Genomic DNA, 26,207 nt, shown 5'->3' on the forward strand with positions numbered 1-26,207 from the left:
TAGATATTGATATAAAATAACAAAGCCTGTATACTTGTTTATATGGGCTTTGTTCATATAGGAGGCAAAAATAAATGACATCACTTTACAAAAAAATAGTATTACCGGTTGTACTTATGATTACATTAATTCTGTCTATTATATCAGTTGTGTCAATATATACAATTAAAATGAAAATTCAACCGGATATTAAATATCTTACTGAAAATTCGCTTAACTCGAAAGTTCGTGAAATTGATTTATGGCTTAATTATAATATAGAATCAATGCAGCAGCTTGCCTCAAGCTTAAAAAACACAGAATTTAGCGATATAAGAAAAACTGAAATAATTGAAAAACTGAATGAGTATAAAAACAATTCTCAGGCAGACTACGACAGTTTGGGCTTTATTACACTTAACGGTGAAAAGTTTGTAACAGATGGCTCTCACTTTAATGTGCAAAGCAGAGAATACTATAAGAAAATAAACGAAAGCAATCTTGATACTATAGTGAGTAAAAATATTGTTTCTATGTCGGATGGTAAAAACATTGTGCTTATTATTGCAAGTGTTTACAATGAAAATAAAGAGAAAATAGGTTATATCAGCGCTGCACTGACAGAAGATTACATCAAAGATATAGTAAGCCGTGCGGGTGGAAATGTTGATTTCAATTCATATATCATCAACAATGATAATGAAATTGTAATAGGCAAACCAAAAGAAGATGAAAACAATATTAAACTTATCAAGTCAGACATAACCAGCAACTCTGAATGGCATCTTATCATGGAAATACCAACAAGCTTTATTGACAGTAAAATCATTTTTACAATTATGCTTATATTGTTCTGTTGCACAATTTTGCTTTTGGTATCAGCTTTTGCTGTCAATAAATATGCAAAAATAATAAGTATCCCTGTGACAAAGTTAAAAAACGCTATGGCTGATGTAGAAAATGGTGTTTTTGAACATATAATTCCTGATGAAAATATAAGCGAATTTAACAGTCTAGGCAAAAGCTACAATCAAATGACTGATGACATTGCCAAGCTTATGAAAGAAATAAGAATTCAGGAAAGGCTTAAAAATGAGGCAGATAACAAGGCTTTGTTTTCTCAAATCAAACCCCATTTCCTATATAATACTCTTGAAACAATTCAGGCAATGGCTTATGATAATGATGATGAACAAGTTGAAAATGCTATATCGAATTTAGCCACATTGTTTAGAATCGGTTTAAGTGACGACAGATGTATAATTACGCTGGGTGAAGAAGTTCAGCACCTTAAAAGCTATATTAATATTCAGGTTTTAAGATACGGAAATATGTTTGATTATAAGATAAATTGCCACAACATTGATACCAACATCCCATTCATGAAATTTACTCTTCAGCCAATAGTTGAAAATGCCATATATCACGGAATAAAACAAATGTCATCTAAAGGCTTTATTTCAGTGGATATGAAATGTATTGATGGTATGATTGCTATATATGTAACCAACACATGTGACAGTGTGAACTTAGAACGTTTCAACATGGTTAATTTAAAACTTAATAATAGCTTTATTCCAGACAATACAGACGGATACGGTTTGTTTAACGTTAACACAAGACTTAAAATGAATTTTGGGGAAAAGTATGGTATAAATCTTACACATAATAAGCAGTGTACAGAATTTACATCAGTGATAAAACATCCGATTATAGCTACTGATTTATAGGGTGGTGAGTTTATGAATATTTTAGTTGCAGACGATGAAGAAATAATCCGTAAAAACTTTATTAAAAGGATAAATCGCACACAGGTTAATTTTGATAATATTTATGAAGCAGGAAACGGAGCAGAGGCATTATCATTGTTTCAAAAAAATCAAATAGACGTTGCGTTGTTAGATATAAATATGCCCTTTCTCAGCGGGTTAAAGCTATTGGAGCGAATTCACATTATTTCTCCCAATACTATTATAGTTATAATAAGCGGGTATAATAAATTCGAATATGCTCAGGAAGCAATAAAATTTGGAGTTTATCGATATTTGTTAAAGCCTGTAAACTCAGATGAATTTAACAATGTAATAGCAGAGGCTGCTGAACTGTTCAATAGTAACAAAAAAAATGAAACCGGCAAATCTCTGATTTTTCAAAAAATTATGACATTATTAAATGAAAATTATAAGAACAGTGAATACAATCTTACTATTTTGTCAGAACAATCCGGCTTAAGTGAAGGGCATATCAGCAAGATAATAAAAAAAGAAAGCGGAAAGAATTTTTCGGATTTGTTAACAGAACTAAGAATAGAACATGCTAAAAAGATTATCATCAGCGAATGTGCCGGAATAAAAATGTACGAAGTAGCTGAAGCAGTCGGATACAGCAATCAACACTATTTCAGCAGAGTGTTTAAAAATATCACAGGCATGTCACCTAAAAATTATAGCAATTCATCAAAATAAGCAGGTACATAAAGACTCCTGTAATAGTATTTTTTAGTACAATTATACTATTAACAGGAGTCTTGTCAATTAACTATTTACTTGGTTTAGAACTCTTATAATATGAACATCCTTGTTACTGAAAAATCATTCACATTGTTTGCTGTGTATTTTACGGTGTGTGATCCTGTCTGGGTAACCCCGGGAAAAAATGAAGCTCTTCTTGCATTTTTGTGTTCCTTGTAGTTTATTTCAACTTCAAACTTTTCAGGTATGGCAATTTTGCATTCATTTATATGTTTAAGGCCGTTTTTAACACCTTCTTTTATTAGGTCACATGCATAGTCAGGATTTATGCTTACAGTTGCTCCTGCCGAGCCTTCTTTAACAGCAACGGTTTCAATTCCCTTGTTAAACTTCTTTGCTGTGTCGCATAACGCTTTGTCTCCGCTTAAAAATACCACCGGCACTCCATAGTTGGCAGCCAGGTATGAATTAATTGTGAATTCTGAAGCTTTTTCTCCATTAACCATCATGTAGTTGTTTCCTAAATTCATGGTGTGAGCCAAGGGGCTTCCGTCTGTTCCTGCAGCGGAATGGTATCCTATGAAAATAGCCGCATCAAATGTTTCATCAAGTCCTGCAACCATTGAATCCGGGCTGCTGGTCCAGCCGCGGCTTAATTTTGCACATCTTGGAAGCTTGGTGATATCTATGTTTCTTGCAGAATCATGAGCATCTTTTATGAAAATTTCCTGAGCTCCCATGGCAATTGCACCTTCACATGCAGCAACAGTTTCTTTTGTCATTTGCTCTGCAAACTGCTTGTAATCATGGTTGCCAAGCTCAGTTTCGCTCCAGTCTGTAACTCCTGTAATTCCTTCAATATCAACACTTATAAATACTTTCATCTTTCCCTCCATCATTATATCTTTTTCATCCTTTTTTCAGGATGATATTTACTTGTTCAATAAAGTCAGTATGTTTTCTACTTGAAGTTGTATTCCTATTTTAAGGCATTTCTCGTCAATGTCGAAACACTCAGTGTGAATGGGAGAATCAATGCCGTTTTTGCTGTCGCCGCAGCCCAGGTGGAAAAATGCACCCTTAGCAACATCTGAAAAATAAGAGAAGTCTTCTGCCCCAAGGCTTGGGAATTCCTTGAACACGATGTTTTCTTTTCCAAGAACCTTTTCTGCATTTTCTTTAATTACGTCAACAACTTCATCATTGTTTATGAGTGCCTGGTAACCTTCGGAAAAATTGACGTATGCTGTTCCCCCGTAGGCAGCAGCTGTGTTTGTAACCATGTCCTCTATTCTTTTTTTGACAAAGTTTCTTGTGTCATCATCAAGAGCTCTCAATGTTCCTGACATTTCAACTTCATCACTTATAACATTGTCTTTTACTCCCCCGGAAATTTTTCCAAGGGATATTACAACGGAATTAAGCGGTGAAATATTTCTGCTCACAATTGTCTGAAGCGAAGTAATTATGTTTCCTGCAATAACTATGGCATCTGTTCCCTTGTCCGGGTAAGCGCCATGGGCTGATTTTCCGTTTATCTTTATTTTGATTGTATCTGTGGATGCATTGAGTTTTCCATACTTAAGTTCTACCTTTCCTGCATCTATGTACGGCATAACATGAAGTCCCAGCATATAGTCCACATCAGGATTATTCATGCAGCCTTCCTCAACCATGCGTTTGCCGCCGCCTATTGTTTCTTCGGCCGGCTGGAAGAACAGCTTCACATTTCCGCAGAAGCTTTCATCATTATCTGCTATTTCCTTCATGATTTTTCCAACTCCAAGAAGTATGGATGTGTGCGCATCGTGTCCGCAGGCATGCATTGCTCCAGGATTTATGGAGCAGTATGATGTGTTGCTTCTTTCATTGATGGGAAGTGCGTCAATGTCCCCTCGAAGCCCAACTGTTGTTCCGGCACGACGTCCTCTTATTATCCCTACCACTCCTGTTTCAGCACATCTGAAGTTTTCGATTCCCCAAAGGTTCAAATATTCTTCAATTTTTTTCTGTGTCCTGAATTCGTGCTGGCTCAATTCTGGATTTTTATGAAAATCTCTTCTTATAGCAACAATTTCTTCATATATTTCACTTATTCTGTTTTGAATGTCCATAATCACTCCTGCAACAAATAGTTGACAATCTTATAAAATTTATTGTCCTTGATGTATACCCTTGGTGTCCTTCTTGTAATGCGGCACACTATTTCATTTTTGTTTGTTCCGGCCAGTCTTGATGCTTCATTGATATCCATTGTGTTAGAAGTTCCATCTCCGTATATTACAGCTTCATCTCCAACTTTTGCTTCCGGTATGTCCGTCAGGTCAACCATGCACTGGTCCATGCATATTACACCTATTATTGGTGCCTTTTTGCCGTTAATTGTAACATAGCCCTTGTCACGGAGGTTTCTGGGGTAGCCGTCTGCATAACCAAAGGGAAGAGTTCCAACCAAAGATTTTCTTTCAGCTTTCCACAAATAGTCGTAGCTTAAGCCTTCTCCTTTTTCCAGTGTCTTGATGTGGTAAATTCTTGTCTTGAATGTCATGACCTGCTTAAGTTTTACCGAATCATCTTTGTATGATTTAAGCCCGTAAACAATTGCTCCAGGTCTTATCATGTTAAGCCTGTACTGAGGATAATCAATGCCTGAAATGCTGTCGCAAATGTGCTTATATTTAAATTTCCTTCCACTTGCTTCAAGTTTCTCTACAGCATTCATGAACTTTTCATATTGTTCTTCGTCTTCTTTTTTTCCGGCCAGGGCAAAGTGTGAAAAAATTCCATCAACTTCTAAATTCTTCAAATCAAATATTTTGTCAATTTCTTTGATGCTTTCCTGGCAGTCCTTGTATCCAAGGCGGTTAAATCCTGTGTCATACTTTATTTGTACATGAGCATTTTTATTGTGCTTCATTCCAAGCTCACTGAGAATTTTTGCCTGCCTCATTGAAAAAATGGTCTGTACAATGTTGTTTATTACAACATATTCAAGATATTCGTCTGGAGTATATCCCATGATGAATATTTTGTAATCCTTAAATCTTTTTCTTAGCTGCAGCGCTTCTGTGAGTGTGGCTACTGCAAGAAAATCGCCGCCGTTTTCCATAATCGTCTCTGCAATATCAGATGCGCCGTGGCCGTATCCGTCAGCCTTTACAACAGCAGCAATTGAAATATTGCTTCCTACAATTTCCTTGATTTTTCTCATGTTGTAGGCAATGTTATCCAGGTTGATTTCAACATAAGTGTCCCTTAACAATGGTTCCATATTTCCCCCTGTAATAATTTTTCTGATAAATTATACTTTCATGCGTCAGGATGACAGCATAATATTTGACTAATAAATCTTCACTCTTAATTCTTAACTCTTAATTGCATTTAACTCCGCTTTCAGTAAATATAACCTGTTTAGAATCAGCGTCTATTTTAACCCATGTTCCCAGTGGCAATGTTGGCTGCGGGAAGCTGTGTCCTGCTTTGAAGTTGTAAATGACAGGCTTGCCGAATGGAACAATTGTGTTTTCAATCACTTTTTCCAATGGAAGGTCAAATCCTCCCTCATAAGCTTTTTTCTCCCTTTCACACCCGGTGAATGTGCCGAGAATTACTCCTCTGCAATGGTTGAACTTCCCTGCCAAAGCAAGTGTTGTAAGCATTCGGTCTATCTTGTAAATTGGTTCGCTTACTTCTTCAATGAACAATATTTTGTCCCTTGTATCCACCTCATACTTTGTTCCCATGCAGGCAGTAAGAAGTGTAAGGTTTCCTCCAATGAGAATTCCCTCCCCCAAGCCTCTGCAATAACTTTTTAATTGCTCTTCATTGGGATTTTTATGTATTCCCATAGGTGCATCAGAAAACAGGTTTTTTACAAGACTTTCATATGTATAAGATTCAAAATCAACTCTTTCGCCATGTATTTTTGCATAGTTTGATGTTGCCATGGGTCCGTGGAACGTTGTCAGTCCGCATATTTGATTGAATGCAACATGAAGAGCAGTAATATCAGAAAAGCCCACGAAAACCTTAGGATTTTCTGATATCATGTCATAATCAAGCATGTCTAAAATTCTGGGAGTTCCATAGCCGCCTCTTAAGCATATTATTCCTTTTATGTCATCATTCCTGAAAGCATTGTTTATGTCTCTTGCCCGTTCTTCATCAGGTGCCGAAAGATGTCCATAATTTGTATAGCATGTTGGAAACATTACAGGCTCCAGACCAAGCGCCCTTACTTTTAATTCTCCATTTTGAACTGATTTCAAATCAGTTGCAGAAGAAGGAGCAACAACAGCAACCTTGTCGCCTATTTTAAGATGTATCGGTTTTATCAATTTTTATTCCCCCTTAATAAAACAATAAAAAGATTCTCCGCTCTGTTTATGGCGAGGAACCTTAAATTTTTCATTGATTAGCATCTGCTATATTTTCTTTGTCGGCATATGCAGATAAATTTACATCGTACAGGTCATATACAAGCCTTGTCATTTCTTCGCCGTTAGGAAAGTAAAATGATAGTCCGCCTGCCATTTTGTCTGTGCCTGGCAATGTAGTGGCTTCCAGATTTTCTGTAGAGAAACCTATTGCATCTTTTCCAAGAGCAAGAAGATTTGTAAGTGTCAAGTCTGTTTCAACATACGGATAAACGGCATTTATCACGTTTATGATTTTCAAGCTCATGGCTTTTTTAACAGCTGATTTCACAAAATTCTGTTGAGCTTCAATTCTTCCCAAATCACCGTTAGCGTAACCATAATATCCTTCATAGTTTGATTTTCTAAACCTCAAAAATTCTATGGCATTGTCTCCATATATTATTTGTTTTCCCGGCTTTATGTTGATGTCAAGCGGAGGTTTAGCGTAAGGATCTGTATATCTCATGTGAAACGGTACGTTCACTTCCACGCCTCCTATGGCGTCTACGGCAGCCCTTACTCCGTCATAGTCAACTGTGGCATAATTGTCTATGGGAAGCCCGGTAAGTTCTTCAATTGCTTTTACAAGTGCTTTTATGCCTTCTTCTTCCATGCCATATACTGCATTTATTTTTTGCGTGTCAGCATATTTTGAGTATCCTTCTCTGAAATAATATGTATCTCTGGGAATAGAAATAATATCAGCTTCCTTAGTTTTTCTGTCAAAGCTTGCAAGCATTATAGTGTCTGATCTTGTTCCCTCAAGCCCAACAACCAACACGTTTATGCGATTGCTTTCATGTATTGCTTTTTCCAACGGTGTATCAAATTCAGTGTTTTCATCCTCGTCAGCAGTTTGATTTTCTTCACCGGGAAGATTTTCTACTTGACTATCGGGATAAGCAAATTTAGCGTAAGTATAAATTCCGGTTGAAATTACAGCTGTAAATATAACCAGCCATAAGAAAAATATCTTTATAAATTGTTTCATTTATTATCCACCTTTCAGTTGATTGCATATTAATTTGTCTTTGTTTCTGTGTCCCCCGTTGTGCCATTATCTGTAATTTTTTTAGATTTGTACATATCTTTAACCATACTTGTTATACCATCTTCATCCGGAATGTAAAATGACAATCCTTCTAAAGGTGTCTCCATTCCAGGCAATGTATTCATGCTTATTTTGTCTGCTGAAAATCCTATTACATCACCAGAAAGGCTCATTAAATCCGTAACTGTTACATTTGTTTCAATATATGAATAAGCTTCCTTTATTAAAGAAGGGAGTTTTAGTCCTAGCGCTTTTTTTAAAGCGGATTTCAAAAATTCCTGTTGAGCCTGAATTCTTCCTAAATCCTGATTGCTGTATCCTTTTCTGAACCTTACATATTTTAAAGCTTGTTCTCCGTTTAAAATCTGTGTTCCTTCAGGTATGTCTATGTGTAACGGCGGATCATCATATGGGTCGGAATATTGCATATGAAACGGCACATTCACTTCTACGCCTCCTAATAGGTCCACACAGGCAACCAAAGCCTCATAATCAATTATAATATACTTTTCCAGTGGTACTCCCAATAAATCCTGTACGGTTGATGTAAGTCCTTCTATTCCTTCCTGACCGTATACTGCATTTATCTTTTTCAAATCAGGACTGTCATCTGCATTTCTCGGGCAGTATGTATCCCTTGGAATTGAAATCAAATCAGCAGTCTTGTTCTCTGTATCATAACTGGCAAGCATTATGGTGTCTGATCTTGAATTTTCAAGCCCTACAAGAAGAACATTGAATCTTTTGCTGTTTCTTGCAGCCCTTCCTATTTCGCTTTCATAATTAAATGTGCTTGACTCATAAAACATGACTTCTTGTTCATTTTTGTCAGTTTCTGCACCCTTAATTGAACCTATAACCATGTCCTTGTCGATTATAATTATATATCCTAAAGCTGTTACACTTAAAATTATTGCAATTAAAACAAGTGAAGCAAAAAAAATCTTTAAGAAATGTCTTATCATGAGTTCACCTTATATTTTTACGGTATCTGTGATTTATTATACCAAATAATTATATCAAAGCTTTACATTTATTTCAATTGGTATTCTGCAAAAATTATATAAATAAATATGCGTAATATGCACTTTCTATTCGTTATATAAAAACATTTTCATGACATGTAATAATTTTTACTATAGTTTAAATTCTAGTTCTTTTGCACAGTCGAATTTTTTCGGATTTTTTTCATAAATATGTATTGCAATTTACAAAAAAAATTGTTATAATACATGTATCTTTTTTAATATCGGAGGATTTTTTTAATGAAAACAGGCACAGTTAAATGGTTTGATTCTAAGAAAGGTTTTGGATTTATTTCTTGCGATGACGGCAAAGATGTATTCGTACATTTCTCTGCAATCGTATCTGATGGATTCAAAACATTAGAAGAAGGACAAAAGGTAAACTTTGATATCGTTGATGGACAAAAAGGTCCACAAGCTAGCAACGTTACTGTAGCGTAGTATTTGTTTTTTAGAAATAATAATTAATATAGATATAGCAATTACTTATATTAATATTGGTATTTCAATGAAACATGATAAGAACTACAATGTAGTTCTTTTTCATTAATAATTAAATTTAATTTAAAAACACGGAGGATTTAATGAAAACAGGTAAAGTTAAATGGTTTGATTCAGCAAAGGGATTCGGATTTATTTCTTGTGAAGATGGAAATGATGTATTTGTTCATTTTTCAGCTATTGCTTCTAACGGATTTAAAACTTTAGAAGAAGGCCAAGATGTTCAATTTGAAGTTGTGGATGGTCAAAGAGGTCCACAGGCTGCAAACGTAACAGTTATAAAATAATTGTCAAAAGTCAAAGCGCATACTAGTATGCGCTTTTTATTTTACTTAAATTTAAAATTATTGAATTCTTCCAATGTGGGCATGCCGCTTTGTGCACCAAGCTTTGTTATGGAAATTGCTGCTGCCTTGTTAGCAAACTTAATAGCATCTTCAAGTTTGTCTCCTCTTACCAATGCTGCAGCCAGCCCTCCGCAGAATGTGTCTCCAGCTCCTGTGGTGTCTACAACTTCAACATTGTATGAAGGAACAATCTTCATTTCACTTCCGTCAAAATATTTAACTCCCTTTGAACCCATTGTAACAATAATTTTATTGGGATACATTTTTATGGTTTCATCAACATTGTTTTGTTTTCCTAAAATAATGTTGAGTTCATGCTCATTTGGAGTTATATATGTTGCATTTTCTATGAGTGTTTTTGGAAGCTCAACTGCCGGAGCAGGGTTTAATAAAACTCTCACATTGTTTTTCCTGCACATATCTGCAGTATATTCAACAACATCCAGAGGAATTTCAAGCTGCAGAAGTACTATGTCTGCAGAAAGAATAACATCCTTGCAGTTGTCTATGTCCTCTTTTGTAATTTCATAATTAGCTCCTGCAATTACTATTATGCTGTTGTCATGTTCAGCAACAACAATGTTTGCAACTCCTGTAGGGGCATTGTCAGTTTTTTCGATGCAGGAAGTGTCAACATTCATGAGGTTTAAATTATTAATTGAAAATTCACCGTTTTGATCGTTTCCAATGCAGCCCACCATGCAACTTGAAGCCCCAAGCTTGCTAGCTGCAACAGCCTGATTAGCACCCTTGCCTCCAGGTATGGTTGAAAATGTGCTGCCCATTACAGTTTCTCCTGCCTTAGGCCTTATTTCAGAAGTGAATACCAGGTCCACATTTATGCTGCCCACAACTACTGTTTTTCCCATTACTATTCCTCCCTTGTTATTTAACAATTTTATCAAGATTATATAAACTTTCCAGCAAAATCTCCCTGCATTTTTCCAGATCAACATCCAGCAAAACCTTAGGATATGTTTCGTCGTAATCAATCCATTCTCTTACATCACAAGCTGTATTTCCTCTGTTCAGGCCCTCTGAGCAGTCAACTTGAACAGGCATATGTCTTGATTTGTAAAGCTCAGGATAAATGAGGCACATAAGGGCACATGCATCATGTATGGGAGTGAATGTTCCTTTCTTCACATGGTCGCCTTTAAAGTAAAAATTTAGAATTTCTCCACACATGCGAGTAACTTTGCCTTCACTTTTCAACAAGTTGTTGACATCTTCCCTGAAAAGTCCGCAGCTGTGAGTAACATCAAGGCCGCTCATGACAATTGGAAGTTTAGAATCAAAGACAATTCTTGCAGCCTCAGGGTCAGCCCACACATTGAATTCTGCAGTACCTGATGTATTTCCGCCCCAAACGGCTCCTCCCATTATTGAAAGCATTTCTATTTTGTCCATAACTTCCGGAAAAGTCTTTATAAGAAGAGCTATGTTTGTAAGCGGTCCAACAGGAACTAAAGTCACCTTTTCTTCTGAAGCCATTATTGTATCTCTTAAAAATGTTACTGCATTGTTGGAATAAAGTTCTTTAGTTTTGGGGAACTGGTAATCTCCAACTCCGTTTTCTCCATGGACGTTAATAGCCGGCCTCTTTTCTCTTATAAGCGGTCCTTTTGCTCCCCTAGCAACCTTTATGTCGCTGTTTAAAAATGACATGAGTCCAAGTGCATTGTCTGTAACCTTATCTATAGTCTGATTTCCTGCCACGGTTGTTATTCCAAGGATATTAAATTTGTCATTGTTTGCTGCTGCAAAGCAAAGAGCTACCACATCATCGATTCCCGGATCGCAGTCTATTATAATGTTTCTCTTTTTCATTATTCCTCCGATTGTACATAAAATTAAATTGAAAGATTTGTGCCTAAGCACAAATCTCCCACAATTCTTAATTCTTAACTCTTCATTCTTAATTGAATTTACTTTCCTGTGAGTCTTTGTCTTTTCTTCATTCTTATATAGCTGTAAATTCCAAGTCCCAACAATGTTGCGAAATATGGAAGCATTTGTATGAGTTCATAAGGCCATGACCCAAGCTGCAGTATGTTTGCAAAAGCCTGTGCAGCTCCGAATAAAATTGATACAAGGAATGCTCCTATTGGAGTGTTTCCACCCATTGAAGCAGCAGCAAGAGCTATAAAACCTCTGCCGGCACTCATTCCTGTTGTGAAATATGTAAGGTATCCGCCTGAAAGGAAGAAACCTCCTATGGAAGCAAGAACTCCGCTTATAATAAGTGAAATGTACTTAACTTTCTTTGAGCTTATACCAACAGATTCTGCAGCGTCTTTATTTTCTCCAACGGCCCTTATTCTTAATCCCAATGGAGTTTTATACAGGAACATGTGAACCACTACAACCATTATGAGAGAAACATATGTCAAAATGTTCTGGTTTGAAATAACCCTTCCCAAAAACGGAATGTTTTCTATTACAGGTATGGGAATTCTTGGAATCTGCAAACTTTGTATTGAAGATGATACTCCTCTGTCTCCTGACACTGCCAAGAGAATTAGTATTGTAGCTCCGTTTGCTATAAGGTTTATGGCAATTGCTGCAAGTATTTCATCAGTCTTAAGCCTCAATACGAAAAATGCCAGAAAAAATCCTATGAAACCACCTATAATCATTGTAACCAAAAGTCCCATCCATGCGCTTTGAAATGCTGCACTGAATATTACACCGAAAAGTGCCGAAAACAGCATAATTCCTTCAAGAGCCATGTTGGTAATGCCTGATTTTGAAGCCACGGCCGATGCCAGTGCTGCAAACAATATTGGCGTTGTTGCTCTGAGGGTTGCATTTAAAAATTCAGGAGATATAATAGCTTCAAATATCATGTTATTCACCCTCCGTTTCGTTAGTTAATGTAGCCTTAGCTTCTTTTGCTATCATTTTATGTTTGTACTTGCTCAGGAATTGCTCAGCAACAACCAGTAGAATAATTATTCCCTGAGTAATTGTAACTATTTCTGTAACAACGTCTGTTGAACGGGCCATAATTGAAGCTCCTGTTCTTAAGTAAGCCAGGAAGAACGCTGCAAATGGCACATAAAGAGGATTCTTTTTAGCCAGCGTTGTTATGATGATGGCATCCCATCCATAACCAAGCAGTGAAGTCCATGTGAAGCGGTTGTACATTCCAAGAAGTTCAACTCCGCCACCTATACCGAATATGAATCCGCCAAGAAGCTGTGAAATCAGTGTTATTTTGATAACATTGATACCTGAGTATCTGGCAAATGATCTGTTTTCACCGGTGAGGCGAAGCTCATAACCTATTCTTGTCTTGAACATGAAGATGTATCCGAACACTGCCACTGCAAGAGCAATAAACAGTCCTATGTGAATTCTTGTGCCAGTGAATATTGTGTTTAGCTGTGTTGCTTGGGGAACAGCAAATGAAACAACTGCTCCTGCATTTGGATCCCTTAAGAAATTGCTCAGCACATAGTTTGCAAAATATAATATCAAATAGTTCATCATGAGAGATGATACCAGGACGTCTGATTCAGTCTTTATTTTTAAAACCGCCGGTACTGTAGTAACCATTGCTCCGAAAAATCCTGCCGCCAAAATACATACAAGGGGACTTATTCCTGAAGGAAGAGTTGTATTGAGGGCAACATAAGTTGCAACGAGTCCTCCTAAATGAAAAGCGCCTTCACCGGCCAGGTTTATTTCATTTGCTGCAAACATGATGCTCACGCCTACACCTGTGAATATGAGCGGGATCATGGCCTCAATAACATTGCCGAAACGTCTCTGACTCTGCAGCGGCCCTGTTAAAAGCTGTACTATGGCATTGACCGGTTCCTTGCTGGTCAAGAATATTATGCCGAATGATATTAAAAGTGCAATACCTACTGACAGTACAGTCCTGAGCACATTAAACTTTGTGTTACTGTTCATATATTATTCCCTCCAATTTGTCGTCTTTTTTAATACCAAGCATGTATTCGCCCAGTTCGCCTTCTGTAACATTTTTAACGTCATTGAACACGCCTGCAAATTGTCCTTTATATATAACAGCAAGTCTGTCGCTTAGTTCCAAAATTTCATTAAGGTCTGCAGAAATAAGTATTATTGCACTGCCTGCTTCACGGAATTCAATTATTCTTTGTCTTATAAATGCTGCAGCTCCAACGTCAATACCGCGTGTAGGTTGGTTTGCTATAATAATTTTAGGATTTGTAGAAAATTCTCTTGCAACAACAACCTTTTGAATGTTTCCTCCTGAAAGCATTCCCACATTTTGCTTGTAAGATTTGCACTTCACAAGATATTCCTTTATAAGTTCATTGACTCTTTTTTCGATTTTTTTGCCCTTTAGCATAACCTTACCTGAATATTCAGGGCTGTCATATTGATTTGAAAACATGTTATCCATTATGTTCATGTTTTTTGCGCATCCCAGTGTCATACGGTCTTCGGGAATATGAGCCATGCCAAGTTCTCTTATTTCTTTTATAGAATGTTTTTTAGCTTCCATTCCAAAAACAGAAATCTCTCCCATGTATTTTTTAGAAAGACCTGTAAGCACTTCAACCAGATGTCCTTGACCATTTCCTTCTACCCCGGCAATTCCGAAAATTTCACCGGCCTTAAGGTCAAATGATAAGTTGTTCACTCTTTTTACTCCCGTTGAACCGGAAACACACAGATTTCTTACTCTCAACACGGTTTCTTTAAGGTCCAGAGGCTTCTTGTCAAATGTGAGCACAACATCTCTTCCAACCATGAGCCTTGACATCTCTTTAGTTGAAATGTCTTTTACAAAATAAGTTCCCTTGCTCTTGCCGTTTCGCATGATTGTGGCCCTATCGCATATTTCCTTGATTTCATCAAGTTTATGAGAAATAAAAATAATTGTGTGACCTGCTTCTCTAAGTTTTTTAAGCTGAACAAACAGCTCGTCAGTTTCCTGCGGAGTAAGAACAGCTGTAGGCTCATCCAGTATCAATATGTCGGCTCCTCTGTAAAGAGCCTTGAGTATTTCCACCTTTTGCTTGATTCCTACAGGAAGTTCCTCTACCTTTTCTCTGACATCCACTTCAAAATTATATTTCTCGGCAATCTCCTGGGAAAGCTCAACAGCTTTATCCATATCTATAAACGTTCCTCTTTTTTTAGGTTCTGTTCCAAGAACAATATTTTCAGCAACAGTCAACGAAGGAACAAGCATAAAATGCTGATGTACCATTCCTATACCTTTTTTTATAGCATCCTGAGGAGACTTTATTGTAGTTTCAGTGCCGTTTAAAATTATTTTTCCTTGCTCCGGAGCTTCTATTCCGAACAAGACCTTCATAAGTGTGCTTTTGCCTGCTCCGTTTTCTCCCAGCAAAGCATGGATTTCTCCCTTTTCCAATTCAAATGTCACGTCTTCAACTGCAACTACCCCATTTGGATATATTTTCATAATATTGTTCATTTGCAGCACTTTTTCGCTCATTGTTACCTCCGTTTTATATAATTAATAACTAACAATTGACAGCTAGTTATAGTCAGCATTTGTTAATTATTAATAATCTGGCCCTCGCCGGATTTGTTTGTCAGCTAATTATATTAACAGTCAGGCTAAGCCTGACTGTTAATTTACCAATATTTAAATCAGTATTACTTGTTACTGATTAATTTAAACTGGAAATAAATTATTTTACAGATGCTTTAATAGCTTCGATTTCTTCAGTAGTTTTTCCTAAAGCTGAATCAACAACTATTTCTCCGCTTACGATTTTTGCTTCTAATTCATCGATTTTAGTTCTGATTTCTTCAGAAAGCATTTCTTCATAGTGAGCATCTTTTACAAGGTTAACTCCGCCTTCAGCAAAACCTAAAGATTCTGCAACGCCGTATGTAAGTTTTCCTTCCATGTCAAGCTTAATTGCTCTGTACAGAGAGTTTCCTACATTTTTAAGAGCTGATGTAGGTATGAATTCTGCTTTTTCAGGCAACAATGCAGCCTGGTCTGAGTCAACGCCGAATGCATATTTTTTAGCATCAGCAGCTGCATCGATTTGTCCTAATCCTGCTGCTCCGGCAACGTTGTATCCTACGTCAGCGCCGTTTTGGTATTGAACCAATGCAAGGTCTTTACCAACAGCTGAATCGTAGAAGTTACCTACATATGCTATAGCAACTTTTACATCTGGCTCAACATACTTTGCTCCTTGAATATAACCAAGAAGGAAGTCGTTGATTATTGGGTTTTCCATTCCGCCGAGGAATCCGATTGTTTTATCTGCAGGATTTACCATTGGAAGGCTTTCATCAGTTGTCATCATAGCTGCAGCAGCTCCAACCAAGAAAGAAACTTCGTTTTGTTTGTAAAGAACGTTATAAATGTTTTTGTAATCTCCTGAAGTGAAATCAAATGTTTCATCGAAGAACATGAATTTCTGATCAGGGAATTGTTCAGCTGCATCAGCCAAACCTTCAATCATTTGCCATGTTCCTATGATTATTACATCATATTCTCCGCTTTCGCAGTAGTCAAGCAATGTTGGTGTCCATTTTGGCTCATCAGCAGCAGTTGCTCCCATTTGTTCAACTTTAAAATCAAAAACGTCTGCGCCTACTTCATCCTTCAATTTCTGAAGTCCTTCATTAGCTGAATCAAAGAATGATTTATCTCCTAAAGTTCCGTTTAACAACAAAGCAGCTTTGTATGGCTTTGCTGGTGTTTCTGCAGCCGGTGTTTCACCTGAAGGTGCTGGTGCAGGTGTTTCTTGTTTTGCACATGCGGCCAAAGAGAAAATCATCATGACTACAAGTAACAAAGATAGTGCTTTTTTCATTTTAGTTCCTCCTACTTTTTGCTTTTGTAATATAATTTAAAGTATCATTGACTAAATCATCAAGCATGATTTCTTCGTAACTGCGCATATAGGTCACAAGTTTGTCAAATGCCGGAACGATTAGTCGTTTTGGAATGATACGCATTCCCTTTTGAATTCCCAAAACAGGCATAATCATGCCTGCATTGCAGTCTGCATCGATTCCACACATTGTTACTATGTTAAGTGTTTTGTCGAAATCGCCGTCGCCGTACATGAGCGCGATTATTTCACAGCACGCATTTGGATAAGCGTGAATCCAGTTATATTTTATATATTTTTCCTGGCAGTCCTTAAGAGCATCATGCCAGTCGCTGTGTTTCAGGCAGCTATCGTAAGCAAATTTTACAACAGAATAATATTCGCTGTCTTCCGGTATGGATGAAATTGCAGTATGCACTATTTCCTTTACATCACTCATTACAAAAGATAATGATGTCATCACTGCATTGAATACTTCACCAAGTATTCCGTTGTTTATGTGGGATACTTCTCCGTCTGTCCAGGCAAGTTTTGCAGCAAGCCTTGGATTTCCAGGTGCAACCATTCCGCAAATAGCTCCTCTCATTTGAGCACCAATCCATTCATTGAATGGATTATTGAAGCTTGCGCTTTCCGGAGGCATAAATCCTGCTCTTATGTTTCTTAAAGCAATTTCTTCAGCTGACCATCCGCATGGTATGAGCCCAATCCAAGAAAGGGCAATATCCTTGCTGGTTACAGCATATCCCTTTTCTTTGAAAGCATCAAGAAATGCTAATTCAAATGTTATATCGTCATTGTAAGTGTTTGGTTCTCTTATGTAGTCCTTTACGTCCCCGAAAGCTTTATAAAGGTTTTCAGATGTGTATCCTTCAACCATAGTTCCCATGGCAGCCCCTATGAGCTGGGACATCCATGCTGCCCTGATGCTGTCTTTAAACGTTTCACTATTTATGTCAACATCAACTTCACCTTTAAATTCTACAGATTTTTCATACTCTTCGAATGTGTTGTAAAATTTATATTGCCAATAAGGAGACGCTTCGTCTTTCTTGGCATTCATGAATTCATTTTTTATTTCTGCTGAAATTTTCTGCAGTCGTACTTTGTCGCCATCAGCATGAGCTTTCATTCCTTCTTCCAGGAGCCCATAAGCTCTGTCAACTTTATAACCTCTGTTTTCCAACGCTTGTATGGATGCAACCATGATTTTTTCTGGAGCTCCGGAACCCGGAACATTGCTTGACCAGTCAAGGCTCAACAAATTGTCATAGAAATTTGAAACTTCCTTCAATGCGCCCCAGCCCTGCTCTTCAGAACTTAATACCGAAGGCTTTGCGTTGGAATATATATCGTACGCTAATTCCCAAGCTTTCTTCATACAACTTCCTTTCTGATACGTTTGTTATGCCAGTTCCAAGGCAATTTTCATCATGTCCTTGAATCCTTTTTCTCTTTGTTCAGCTGTAGTTTCTGATTCTCTTGCTATTGAGTCTGATACTGTAAGTATGGTAAGTGCATTCACTCCAGCTCTGTTTGCGTTGCAGTACAATGCATATGTTTCCATTTCTGCTGCAATGCAACCCATTTTAGCCCATCTTTTCCATGATTCAGGTTCATCATGGTAGAATATGTCTGAAGTAACTATGTTTCCTACAGTTGCCTTTATGTTGTTTTCATCAGCAACTTGTTTTGCTTTTGAAAGCAAATCCCATGATGCAGTAGCTGAATATGTTCCCGGCAAATTGTACTGAGAAGCGTAATTTGAATCAGTGCTTGCTCCAATTGCAATAACTATGTCAAACAGCTCCAAATTAGGGTCATATGCTCCGCATGAACCGATTCTTATTAAATTTTTAACACCATACATGTGTATCAATTCATAAGAATAAATACCTATGGATGGGCAACCCATTCCTGTGCCCATTACTGACACTTTCTTTCCGTTGTAGGTTCCTGTATATCCAAACATGTTTCTTACTGCATTAAACTGTTCAACATCGCTTAAAAAATTTTCAGCGATAAATTTTGCTCTTAAAGGGTCCCCAGGTAAAAGCACTGTTTCAGCTATTTGACCTTGGACAGCATTATTGTGAGGTGTAGACATATTATTTCTCCTTTTGCGTATGTATTTTTTCATTGGAATAAATTATAAATATGCTTGCTTCCTATGCATATGCACTATAAATAGTACTTCTTTAAAGTATTTTTGTCAATACTGAGCTTATTTTCTTTTGTTTATTGTGCTGTTTCTTTCTTTATTTTTGTCGTTGTATGATTGTCTCACTTCATTGTTTTTGAAATTACTGTGACTTTTTCTTTCTCCGTCTTTGTTCATGTTTCTGTTGTCACTTGTTTTATAGCCGGAGTTTCTGCTGTCATTGCTCCTGCTGGTTCTTTTATTATTTCTGTCGACATTTTTGTAGTCTGACTTTGGCCCCTGATTTTTGTTTTCATATCCGGATTTTTTTTCTGCAAGGCGTATGCCTTCCCTGGTGATATCTATTATCCCCTTTTTCATGAGCCTTCCTATTGCTTTTTTAAATGAACCCTTGCTCATGTTCAGTGCTTCGTAAATTGCTTCTGGACTGCTTTCGTCATTTAGTTTTAACTGGCCTTTGTTTTTCATCAATACGCTTAATACCTTTTCGCCGTCCTTATCAATTTGAAGTCTTGGGGCATCCTTTAGGCTTAAATCAAGTTTGCCGTCTTCCTTAACATTGCTCACTCTTAACTCTACTTCATCCCCCGGTCTCATGGGTTTTAATATTTCACCTTCATGAATGAGTCCAAGATATTTTCCGTCAACAGCAACCATTGCACCAAGTCCTCTCTTGAGGCTGAACACTGTTCCTTTAACCATGTCGTTTACTTTGTATGGAGAATCGGTTCTCAAAACCTTGAACAGGTTCATAGTTGCACAAAGTCTGTCTGACTTGTCAATATAAAGCCCTACTAAGTATTCACCGTTAAGCTTTATGTCTCCAACCTGTTCCTTGAAAGGAAGGAACAAGTCCTTTTCAAGACCCCAGTTCATGAATGCTCCTATTCTTGACATTTCTGCAACCTTCAAATATGCAATTTCACCCATCACTATTTTTGGTCTCTTTGTAGTTGCTATTTTTCTGTCGCTTGAATCCCTGTACACAAATACGGCTATTTTGTCTCCTGATTGTGCATCTTCCGGCACCTGTTTTTGCGGCAGCAGAATTTTGTCCTCTCCTCTAACGTCGTCGGGGCTTACCAGGTATACTCCGAATTCAACTTTCTTAGCTATTACTAGCTCTTGCATTTCTCCTAATTTTATCATATGTTCTCCTTGTTTTCGTTTTTTGTGTTGCATGCTGGTTATGTAGCATATTTACTGTTACTGACGACCAAGGAGTCTGAACATGTTTTTCTTGTATGCTTCAACTCCGGGCTGTGTAAACGGGTCTATACCGTTAGTATACCCACTTATACCGCAGGTCATCATGAAAAAGTAAAAAAGCTTTCCCAGGTAAAACTCGTTCATGGCAGGAATTCTTATTATAATTCCCGGAACATCACCTTCAGAGTGTGCCATGAATGTTCCTTCAAATGCCTTTTGGTTTATGTAACTTAATTTTTTGCCTGCTATGTAGTTTAACTTGTCAAAATCATCCCCGTCAATGGGAACTTCCATGTCATCTCCTGCATTTTCAACAAAAATCGTTGTTTCAAAAATTATTTTTCTGCCATCCTGAACAAACTGTCCCATGGAGTGCAGATCAGTAGTGAAATTAAGGCTTGCCGGAAATATTCCCTTTCCTTCTTTTCCTTCACTTTCTCCAAACAACTGCTTCCACCATTCTGCTATGGATATGCAGCATGGTTCATAATTTACAAGAATTTCAATTTCTTTTCCTCTTCTATTGAGTATATTTCTTGCAGCTGCATAAAGGCAGCATATATTATCATGAAAATCTCTTTTTGTGTATTCATCTCTTCCGGATTTAAGGCCTCTTATAAATTCGTCCGTGTTTATTCCTGCTGCAGCCATTGGAAGAAGCCCTACCGGCGTAATGACTGAATACCTTCCTCCTATGTCGTCTGGAATCACAAATGTTTTATATCCGTTAAGATCAGCCATTGTTTTCAATGCGCCCTTATTTTTGTCTGTCACTGCAAAAATTCGGTTTTTTGCTTCATCCTTGTATTTTTCTTCCATGAGATTTCTTATTATTCTGAACGACAAGGCTGTTTCAAGGGTTGTTCCTGATTTTGAAATTACAATTACGCAAACTTCCTTATTTTTTATTACTTCTATTAACTTTTTTAAATATGCTCCGCTAAGGTTTTGTCCTGCATAATAAACTTGAGGACTTTTAAGTTCATTGTGAAAATCACCTCTCACAGCTTCAATAGCCGCCTTTGCTCCCAGATAAGACCCTCCTATTCCAAGAATTATAAAAGCATCGCAGTTTTCATTTATAAACTTTCCGCATTTCTTAATCTCTTCATATTCTTTTTTGTCCATTGTATCCATGAAGTCAATCCAGCCTGTCATTTCGCTGCTTATGCCTTTTTTGTCAAGCAGTGTTTCCTGGGCATTCATTATTTCCGTCTTTATACTATTCATCTCGTCCAAAGCAATAAAGCTTCCATTTAAATCAAGTACAATATCTTCCATTCCAACCCCCATTATTTAATGAATAATTAAGAGTTAAGAATTAAGAATTGATAGTTGGAATTGCGCCTTAGCGCAATTCATTCGTTTAATTCTTCACTCTTCATTCTTAATTTTTAATTGTTTTATATAATTTCTGCCATCAATACAGCGTAGTCGTCCTTGTGATCCTTGCAGTAATCATCCAGAGATGATTTTAAGTTTTCCAGAATATTTTTGTCGTTCTTTATTATGTTTATTATTCTTTCAGCTCCATACTGCAGTCCATCTTCATTTGCTGCTTCAGTAATACCGTCTGTGTAAAAGAAAATCCTGTCTCCCACATGAAATTTTATAGTATTCACATCATATTGCACGTTGTCAAATATATTTGCAATTGGATAACCCTTGGCCATGAGTTTTGCAACACTTCCATCCTTCCCCAATAAAATGGGTTCTGAATTGTGTCCTGCGTTAACATATTGAAATTCACATTGTTTTTTTATTGTATATTCCGAAAAACACAGAAAAATATTTGTCATAATCCAGATTCAATGAAAGAAATGTTTTGTGCAGTTCCTTCATTATACTGTTTATAAGGGTGTGTCCCTTGGCTATGGTTCTTAATGACTGCCTGACAAAGACAGTGAGCAGAGAGGCAGAAACACCGTGACCAACAACATCGCATATGTATATTCCCGTATTGTCATCGTCTATTTTAAACACATCAAAAAAATCGCCGCTTAAACCTTCTGAAGATTCGTACAAATAATCAATATTCACTCCGTTGTACATTCCCTTGGGCGGGAGCATTCGAATCTGCATGTTTTTGGCAAAATTTATGTCATCGCTCATTTTTTTATTTTTTTCGCTTATTTTTTTTGTGAGCTTAATTTCTGTGGTTATGTCTCTGAAAACTTCTACTGATCCCATTATTTCTCCATCTTCATCTATAAGCGGAGAAGAAATAACCATGTATGTATTGTCACCAATAGTCGACTGCTTTTTCATTATTGAACCGTGTTCCATTGTAATGCTTGATATACAGTAATCACACTTGTTCTTCTGGCAGAAAACATCGTAGCATCTTTTCCCTACAATTTCCTCGCCTAAATCTTCCTTCATTTTCTTGTTGGCATACATGACCCTGTTGTTTTTGTCAACTACTCTGACCCAGTCTATCATACCGTCAACTATAACAAGTTGATTTTCATTTATTTTTTTATTTTCTGCCATAGGATCACATCCTTGATTATTTATTTTTTTCCGCAACGAAATTAAACAACAATTGTCCGATTTTTTCCGAGTTATGCCTTATATAATTTTTCTTTATTTCCGTAAAGTCGCTGCTTATTACCTTTATGTTCATTTCTTCAAGTTTTTTAATCTGGTCTTCATCCACAAGAACCTGCTTTGCTCCCTTGAACTTGTAATTTTGTATCTGATTATCTGAAATAAGTTCATCATTTGCAATCACGTAGTCAATAAGATACCTGCTGCTGTGTTTGATTATTGCATTCACATGGTCATATACGTTGTAATTGTCTGTTTCTCCGGGCTGAGTCATGAGATTGCATATGTAAAAAACCTTAGCCTTTGAATCAATTATGGCTTCAGTAATATTGCTGACCAAAATGTTTGGTATGACACTTGTATAAAGGCTTCCCGGTCCAAGAAGCACAATGTCTGCTTCCTTTATGTCCTTGAGAGTTTCTTCCAAAGGTGTGCATATTTCAGGAACAAGAGAAACCCTGTCAATTTTGCAGCTTGATTTGCTCACATAATCAGGTATATCCTTTTCTCCCAGTATACATTCTCCATTGTCAAGGTGTGCCTTAAGCTGGGCATCCTGCAGCGTCATGGGAAGAACTTTTCCTGAAAGTCTGAATATGCTTCCTATTTCTTTAAGAGCATGCTCGTAATCTCCAAAAATTTCATACATTGCTGCAATTAAAAGATTACCAAAACTCTGTCCTTTTAAATACCCATCGTTGAACCTGTGCTGCATGAGGCTCACCATTATGGGCTCTATATCGGAAAGTGCTATGATACAGTTTCTCATGTCACCGGGCGGCAGCATTCCAAGGTCTTCACGGAGCACTCCGGAGCCTCCTCCGTTGTCAGCCACCGTTACAATTGCAGATATGTCTTTAGTATATTTTTTAAGTCCTCTGAGCAATATGGAAAGGCCTGTTCCGCCTCCGAATACCACTATCTTCATAAATACCCCTCTTTATTTTTCAACATCCCTGTGATTTAAAAGCACTCTGTAGTTTTCATTGCTGAGTATTGAAGCAATGTGATTTGAAATTGTAACAGAGCGGTGCTTGCCACCGGTACATCCTATGGAAATAACAAGATTGGATTTCCCTTCCTTGATGTAGTGAGGCAAAAGAAAAAAGAGCATGTCTTTTAATTTTTCGATAAATGTTGATGTAGTATCAAATCCCATGACATAATCCTGAACATTCTTGTCGTTTCCCGTAAAAGATTTAAGCTCCTCTATGTAAAACGGATTAGGCAGGAATCTCACATCAAAAACCAAATCCGAATCTTGCGGCAGTCCATACTTGTAGCCAAAGGACATAACCGTAATATTTATGTTGTATGAAATATTGCCCTGCACGAAAATACTTAAAAGTTCTTCTTTAAGCCGTCCCATTTTCATGCTGGTTGTGTCAATGATGTAATCTGATCTTTTTTTAACCTCTTCAAGGCTAAGTCTTTCTTCATGAATTCCATCCACTATTGTTCCTGTTGAACTTAATGGATGAGGACGTCTTTGTTCCTTATATCTTTTCACAAGCTCTTCGTCTGAAGCATCCAGGAACAATATGTGGTACTTAATGCCCTTGTTTTTCAATTCATCAAGGCTGTTGAACAGATCCTTGAAAAATATGCCTCCCCTTATGTCTGCAACCACAGCAACCTTGTTTACGTCCTTTGAAGAACTTGAACAAAGCTCTGCAAAATTTGGAAGCAGTGCCGGAGGCAAGTTATCCATACAGTAATAGTTTATGTCTTCTAATATTTTAATTGCCTGGCTCTTTCCGGCGCCTGACATTCCCGTTATTATTACAAACTCCATATCATTACCTTTTTCTACACCAGATTTATGATTCTTTTCAAATCGAGATTTGCTTTTTTTGCTTCATTCAGTGCTTCCTCAAAGCTTCCCACTCTTTCTTTAACATGGGCATCTGAATTTATTGCAAACTTAACGTTGTACTTTGAAGCAATTTTTATTTCTTCTGCGTTCAAATGTCCGTGGCTGTTGTTTATTTCAAGAATTACTCCTTTTTTTTCAGCCATGGCTGCAATTTTATCAATATCCAGCGGGATTTTGTCACCGGGATGGGTTAAAATGTCAATTTTATATTTGTCCATGGCCTTGATGAATGCTTCCGTATTTTTTTGTATCATTTTTTCTCTTAAGGATTTGTTGTTTTTCCCCAACTTGTTCATTACGATGAAATTCCAGAAATCGCTCGGCGTAGTGAACAATGCTCCTAAATGAAACCCGCAAAGAATAATGTCGCATTGTTTTAATACCTCGCTGCTTATGTCCGTATGCCCTTCATAGTCAAGCACATTTGCCTCGACTCCGTAAAGTATTTTAAGCTGCGGATATTTTAAACGCATTTTTTCAACTATTGATTTGGCTTCTGCCATCCTGTGCTCCTGAACTCCAAACATGTAGTGTTTAGGGCCGTGATCTGTTATGGCAATTTCTTCAAGACCTTTTTTCACAGCCTCCTCAGCAATTTCCTCAATTGTAGATTTGCCGTGATTGCGCCTTGAATATGTTGAATGCATATGATAATCAGCTCTTAATTTCATAAACCCTCCGTTGTATTAATTAAGAATTAATAGTTAAGAATTAAAAATTATGGTTGAAAAAGTGCACAGCACTTTTTCTTTCATTTAATTCTTAATTCTTCATTCTTAATTATTTAATGTAGTTCCTACTATTTTTATCTCAGGTTCTAAAATTATGCCGAATTTATCATTGACAGTGCTAATAACTATTCTCATGAGTCCGAGAACATCTTCACACGTTGCATTATCGTAGTTCACAACAAAGCCGCTGTGCTTGTCGGATACCATTGCACCTTTGTATCTCAGCCCTTTAAGTCCGGCATCTTCAATAAGCTTTGAAGCATATCCGTTTGCAGGTCTTTTGAAAGTGCTTCCGGCACTAGGGAGGTTAAGAGGCTGTTTTGTGATTCTCTTTTCATTTAAATCCCTGATAATTTCCATAATTTCATCTTTGTTGCCGTATGTAAGTTCAAGCTCTGCTTCAAGAACTATGAGGTCTGAATCCGTTAGCTTTGTGTGTCTGTATGAAAACTCCATTTCCTCATTTGTGAATTCATGCATATTTCCATCAAGATCTATGCAGCGAACTTTTTTCACAACATCTTTCATTTCACCGCCGTAAGCTCCTGCATTCATGTATACGGCTCCGCCAATATATCCCGGAATTCCGCTGGCAAATTCAAAGCCTGCAAGGCTTTCCCTTGCAAGATATTTAGCTAGTACTGACAATAAAGTTCCTGCACCCACTGTCACTTTGTTTTCAACCTTTGAAAAATAGTCGAAATTTTCACCTATTTTTACAATTACTCCATTGTAACCATCGTCTGAAACCAACAAATTTGTTCCATTTCCTATTATAAAACAATCTACATCATGTTTTTTTATCAGCTTTAAAACTGTTTTTAAATCTTCTGTATTTTCAGGTTCTGCAAGTATGCCTGCAGGGCCTCCTATTTTAAAATAAGTGTGATTTTTTAATGGCTCATCCTTAAGGACTCTTCCTTTGATATTTGAAGTCATATCCTTGTAAAGTTCATAAATTTTTGACTGATATTCCATTACTTCACCCTTTCTAATCTTACTAGTTACATTTTAACATTTCTTTCATATTTTTAAAAGATATATTTTTATTATTCTTC

At 37.0% G+C, this 26,207-nt stretch carries 25 protein-coding genes and 1 pseudogene; 4 read left to right on the forward strand and 22 right to left on the reverse strand.

Annotation, left to right across the window (positions count from 1 at the left end):
- Window positions 1-74: 74 nt before the first annotated feature.
- Window positions 75-1,709 carry a sensor histidine kinase gene (locus BN358_RS20630; RefSeq protein ID WP_019230437.1) on the forward strand — a complete coding sequence of 545 codons (1,635 nt, stop codon included), beginning with the start codon at window positions 75-77 and terminating at the stop codon, window positions 1,707-1,709.
- 12 nt (window positions 1,710-1,721) lie between these two features.
- Window positions 1,722-2,444, forward strand: coding sequence for a response regulator (locus BN358_RS20635; RefSeq protein WP_019230438.1), 723 nt, complete (start codon window positions 1,722-1,724; stop codon window positions 2,442-2,444).
- A gap of 95 nt (window positions 2,445-2,539) precedes the next feature.
- Here the strand turns inward: BN358_RS20635 and BN358_RS20640 are convergent, their stop codons facing one another.
- From BN358_RS20640 to BN358_RS20665, 6 genes are all read right to left on the reverse strand, one after another.
- Window positions 2,540-3,334, reverse strand: coding sequence for a M55 family metallopeptidase (locus tag BN358_RS20640; protein ID WP_019230439.1), 795 nt, complete (start codon window positions 3,332-3,334; stop codon window positions 2,540-2,542).
- Between the two features lie 48 nt (window positions 3,335-3,382).
- Window positions 3,383-4,564 carry a M20 family metallopeptidase gene (locus BN358_RS20645; protein WP_019230440.1) on the reverse strand — a complete coding sequence of 394 codons (1,182 nt, stop codon included), beginning with the start codon at window positions 4,562-4,564 and terminating at the stop codon, window positions 3,383-3,385.
- Between the two features lie 2 nt (window positions 4,565-4,566).
- Window positions 4,567-5,721 carry an alanine racemase gene (gene alr / locus BN358_RS20650; protein ID WP_019230441.1) on the reverse strand — a complete coding sequence of 385 codons (1,155 nt, stop codon included), beginning with the start codon at window positions 5,719-5,721 and terminating at the stop codon, window positions 4,567-4,569.
- Window positions 5,722-5,821: 100 nt separating this feature from the next.
- Entirely contained in the window at window positions 5,822-6,787 is a 966-nt protein-coding gene (locus BN358_RS20655) for an LD-carboxypeptidase (protein WP_019230442.1), read from the reverse strand.
- Between the two features lie 70 nt (window positions 6,788-6,857).
- Complete coding sequence (locus BN358_RS20660) at window positions 6,858-7,859, reverse strand: LCP family protein (RefSeq protein ID WP_019230443.1); 1,002 nt, start codon at window positions 7,857-7,859, stop codon at window positions 6,858-6,860.
- Between the two features lie 29 nt (window positions 7,860-7,888).
- Window positions 7,889-8,884 (reverse strand): LCP family protein, encoded by a 996-nt coding sequence (locus tag BN358_RS20665; protein WP_019230444.1) that lies wholly within the window; start codon window positions 8,882-8,884, stop codon window positions 7,889-7,891.
- 300 nt (window positions 8,885-9,184) lie between these two features.
- Between BN358_RS20665 and BN358_RS20670 the strand changes: the two genes are divergently transcribed.
- Both BN358_RS20670 and BN358_RS20675 read left to right on the forward strand, forming a co-directional pair.
- Window positions 9,185-9,385 (forward strand): cold-shock protein, encoded by a 201-nt coding sequence (locus BN358_RS20670; RefSeq protein ID WP_019230445.1) that lies wholly within the window; start codon window positions 9,185-9,187, stop codon window positions 9,383-9,385.
- A gap of 143 nt (window positions 9,386-9,528) precedes the next feature.
- Window positions 9,529-9,732 carry a cold-shock protein gene (locus tag BN358_RS20675; RefSeq protein ID WP_019230446.1) on the forward strand — a complete coding sequence of 68 codons (204 nt, stop codon included), beginning with the start codon at window positions 9,529-9,531 and terminating at the stop codon, window positions 9,730-9,732.
- Window positions 9,733-9,773: 41 nt separating this feature from the next.
- Here BN358_RS20675 and rbsK read toward each other — a convergent pair whose 3' ends face one another.
- The 16 genes and pseudogenes from rbsK to murB all read right to left on the reverse strand — a co-directional run bounded on the left by rbsK (window position 9,774) and on the right by murB (window position 26,127).
- Window positions 9,774-10,661, reverse strand: a complete 888-nt coding sequence (rbsK, locus tag BN358_RS20680) for a ribokinase (protein WP_040584099.1) — start codon at window positions 10,659-10,661, stop codon at window positions 9,774-9,776.
- 16 nt (window positions 10,662-10,677) lie between these two features.
- Window positions 10,678-11,622 (reverse strand): nucleoside hydrolase, encoded by a 945-nt coding sequence (locus BN358_RS20685; protein ID WP_019230448.1) that lies wholly within the window; start codon window positions 11,620-11,622, stop codon window positions 10,678-10,680.
- Window positions 11,623-11,720: 98 nt separating this feature from the next.
- Window positions 11,721-12,641 carry an ABC transporter permease gene (locus BN358_RS20690; RefSeq protein ID WP_019230449.1) on the reverse strand — a complete coding sequence of 307 codons (921 nt, stop codon included), beginning with the start codon at window positions 12,639-12,641 and terminating at the stop codon, window positions 11,721-11,723.
- A 1-nt stretch (window position 12,642) separates the two neighbouring features.
- The gene (locus tag BN358_RS20695; protein WP_019230450.1) at window positions 12,643-13,713 is read right to left on the reverse strand and encodes an ABC transporter permease; all 1,071 of its coding nucleotides are present in this window, start codon (window positions 13,711-13,713) and stop codon (window positions 12,643-12,645) included.
- The gene (locus BN358_RS20700; protein WP_019230451.1) at window positions 13,703-15,256 is read right to left on the reverse strand and encodes an ABC transporter ATP-binding protein; all 1,554 of its coding nucleotides are present in this window, start codon (window positions 15,254-15,256) and stop codon (window positions 13,703-13,705) included. The genes BN358_RS20695 and BN358_RS20700 overlap by 11 nt, the downstream gene beginning before the upstream one ends.
- Before the next feature lie 199 nt (window positions 15,257-15,455).
- The gene (locus BN358_RS20705) at window positions 15,456-16,601 is read right to left on the reverse strand and encodes a BMP family ABC transporter substrate-binding protein (protein ID WP_019230452.1); all 1,146 of its coding nucleotides are present in this window, start codon (window positions 16,599-16,601) and stop codon (window positions 15,456-15,458) included.
- A 1-nt stretch (window position 16,602) separates the two neighbouring features.
- Window positions 16,603-18,003: an ADP-ribosylglycohydrolase family protein gene (locus tag BN358_RS20710; RefSeq protein ID WP_019230453.1), complete on the reverse strand. Its 1,401-nt coding sequence runs from the start codon at window positions 18,001-18,003 to the stop codon at window positions 16,603-16,605.
- A gap of 24 nt (window positions 18,004-18,027) precedes the next feature.
- Window positions 18,028-18,729 carry a purine-nucleoside phosphorylase gene (deoD, locus tag BN358_RS20715; RefSeq protein WP_019230454.1) on the reverse strand — a complete coding sequence of 234 codons (702 nt, stop codon included), beginning with the start codon at window positions 18,727-18,729 and terminating at the stop codon, window positions 18,028-18,030.
- A gap of 369 nt (window positions 18,730-19,098) precedes the next feature.
- Window positions 19,099-19,932: pseudogene (locus BN358_RS20720) on the reverse strand (S1 RNA-binding domain-containing protein); the annotation flags it as partial.
- A 57-nt stretch (window positions 19,933-19,989) separates the two neighbouring features.
- Window positions 19,990-21,273 (reverse strand): glucose-6-phosphate isomerase, encoded by a 1,284-nt coding sequence (locus tag BN358_RS20725; protein WP_019230456.1) that lies wholly within the window; start codon window positions 21,271-21,273, stop codon window positions 19,990-19,992.
- Window positions 21,274-21,395: 122 nt separating this feature from the next.
- The gene (locus tag BN358_RS28430) at window positions 21,396-21,695 is read right to left on the reverse strand and encodes a PP2C family protein-serine/threonine phosphatase (protein WP_255346924.1); all 300 of its coding nucleotides are present in this window, start codon (window positions 21,693-21,695) and stop codon (window positions 21,396-21,398) included.
- 43 nt (window positions 21,696-21,738) lie between these two features.
- Window positions 21,739-22,485 carry a SpoIIE family protein phosphatase gene (locus BN358_RS28435; RefSeq protein WP_019230457.1) on the reverse strand — a complete coding sequence of 249 codons (747 nt, stop codon included), beginning with the start codon at window positions 22,483-22,485 and terminating at the stop codon, window positions 21,739-21,741.
- Window positions 22,486-22,501: 16 nt separating this feature from the next.
- Window positions 22,502-23,470: a uridine diphosphate-N-acetylglucosamine-binding protein YvcK gene (yvcK, locus tag BN358_RS20735; protein ID WP_019230458.1), complete on the reverse strand. Its 969-nt coding sequence runs from the start codon at window positions 23,468-23,470 to the stop codon at window positions 22,502-22,504.
- A 12-nt stretch (window positions 23,471-23,482) separates the two neighbouring features.
- A complete protein-coding gene (gene rapZ, locus BN358_RS20740; protein WP_019230459.1) occupies window positions 23,483-24,337 on the reverse strand; it encodes an RNase adapter RapZ in 855 nt (284 codons plus the stop codon).
- 14 nt (window positions 24,338-24,351) lie between these two features.
- The gene (locus tag BN358_RS20745) at window positions 24,352-25,089 is read right to left on the reverse strand and encodes a PHP domain-containing protein (protein ID WP_019230460.1); all 738 of its coding nucleotides are present in this window, start codon (window positions 25,087-25,089) and stop codon (window positions 24,352-24,354) included.
- A gap of 105 nt (window positions 25,090-25,194) precedes the next feature.
- On the reverse strand, window positions 25,195-26,127 hold the full coding sequence (gene murB, locus BN358_RS20750) for a UDP-N-acetylmuramate dehydrogenase (RefSeq protein WP_019230461.1): 933 nt from the start codon (window positions 26,125-26,127) through the stop codon (window positions 25,195-25,197).
- Window positions 26,128-26,207: the final 80 nt, after the last annotated feature.

Source organism: Sedimentibacter sp. B4, from assembly GCF_000309315.1.
GTDB classification, from domain to species: domain Bacteria; phylum Bacillota; class Clostridia; order Tissierellales; family Sedimentibacteraceae; genus Sedimentibacter; species Sedimentibacter saalensis.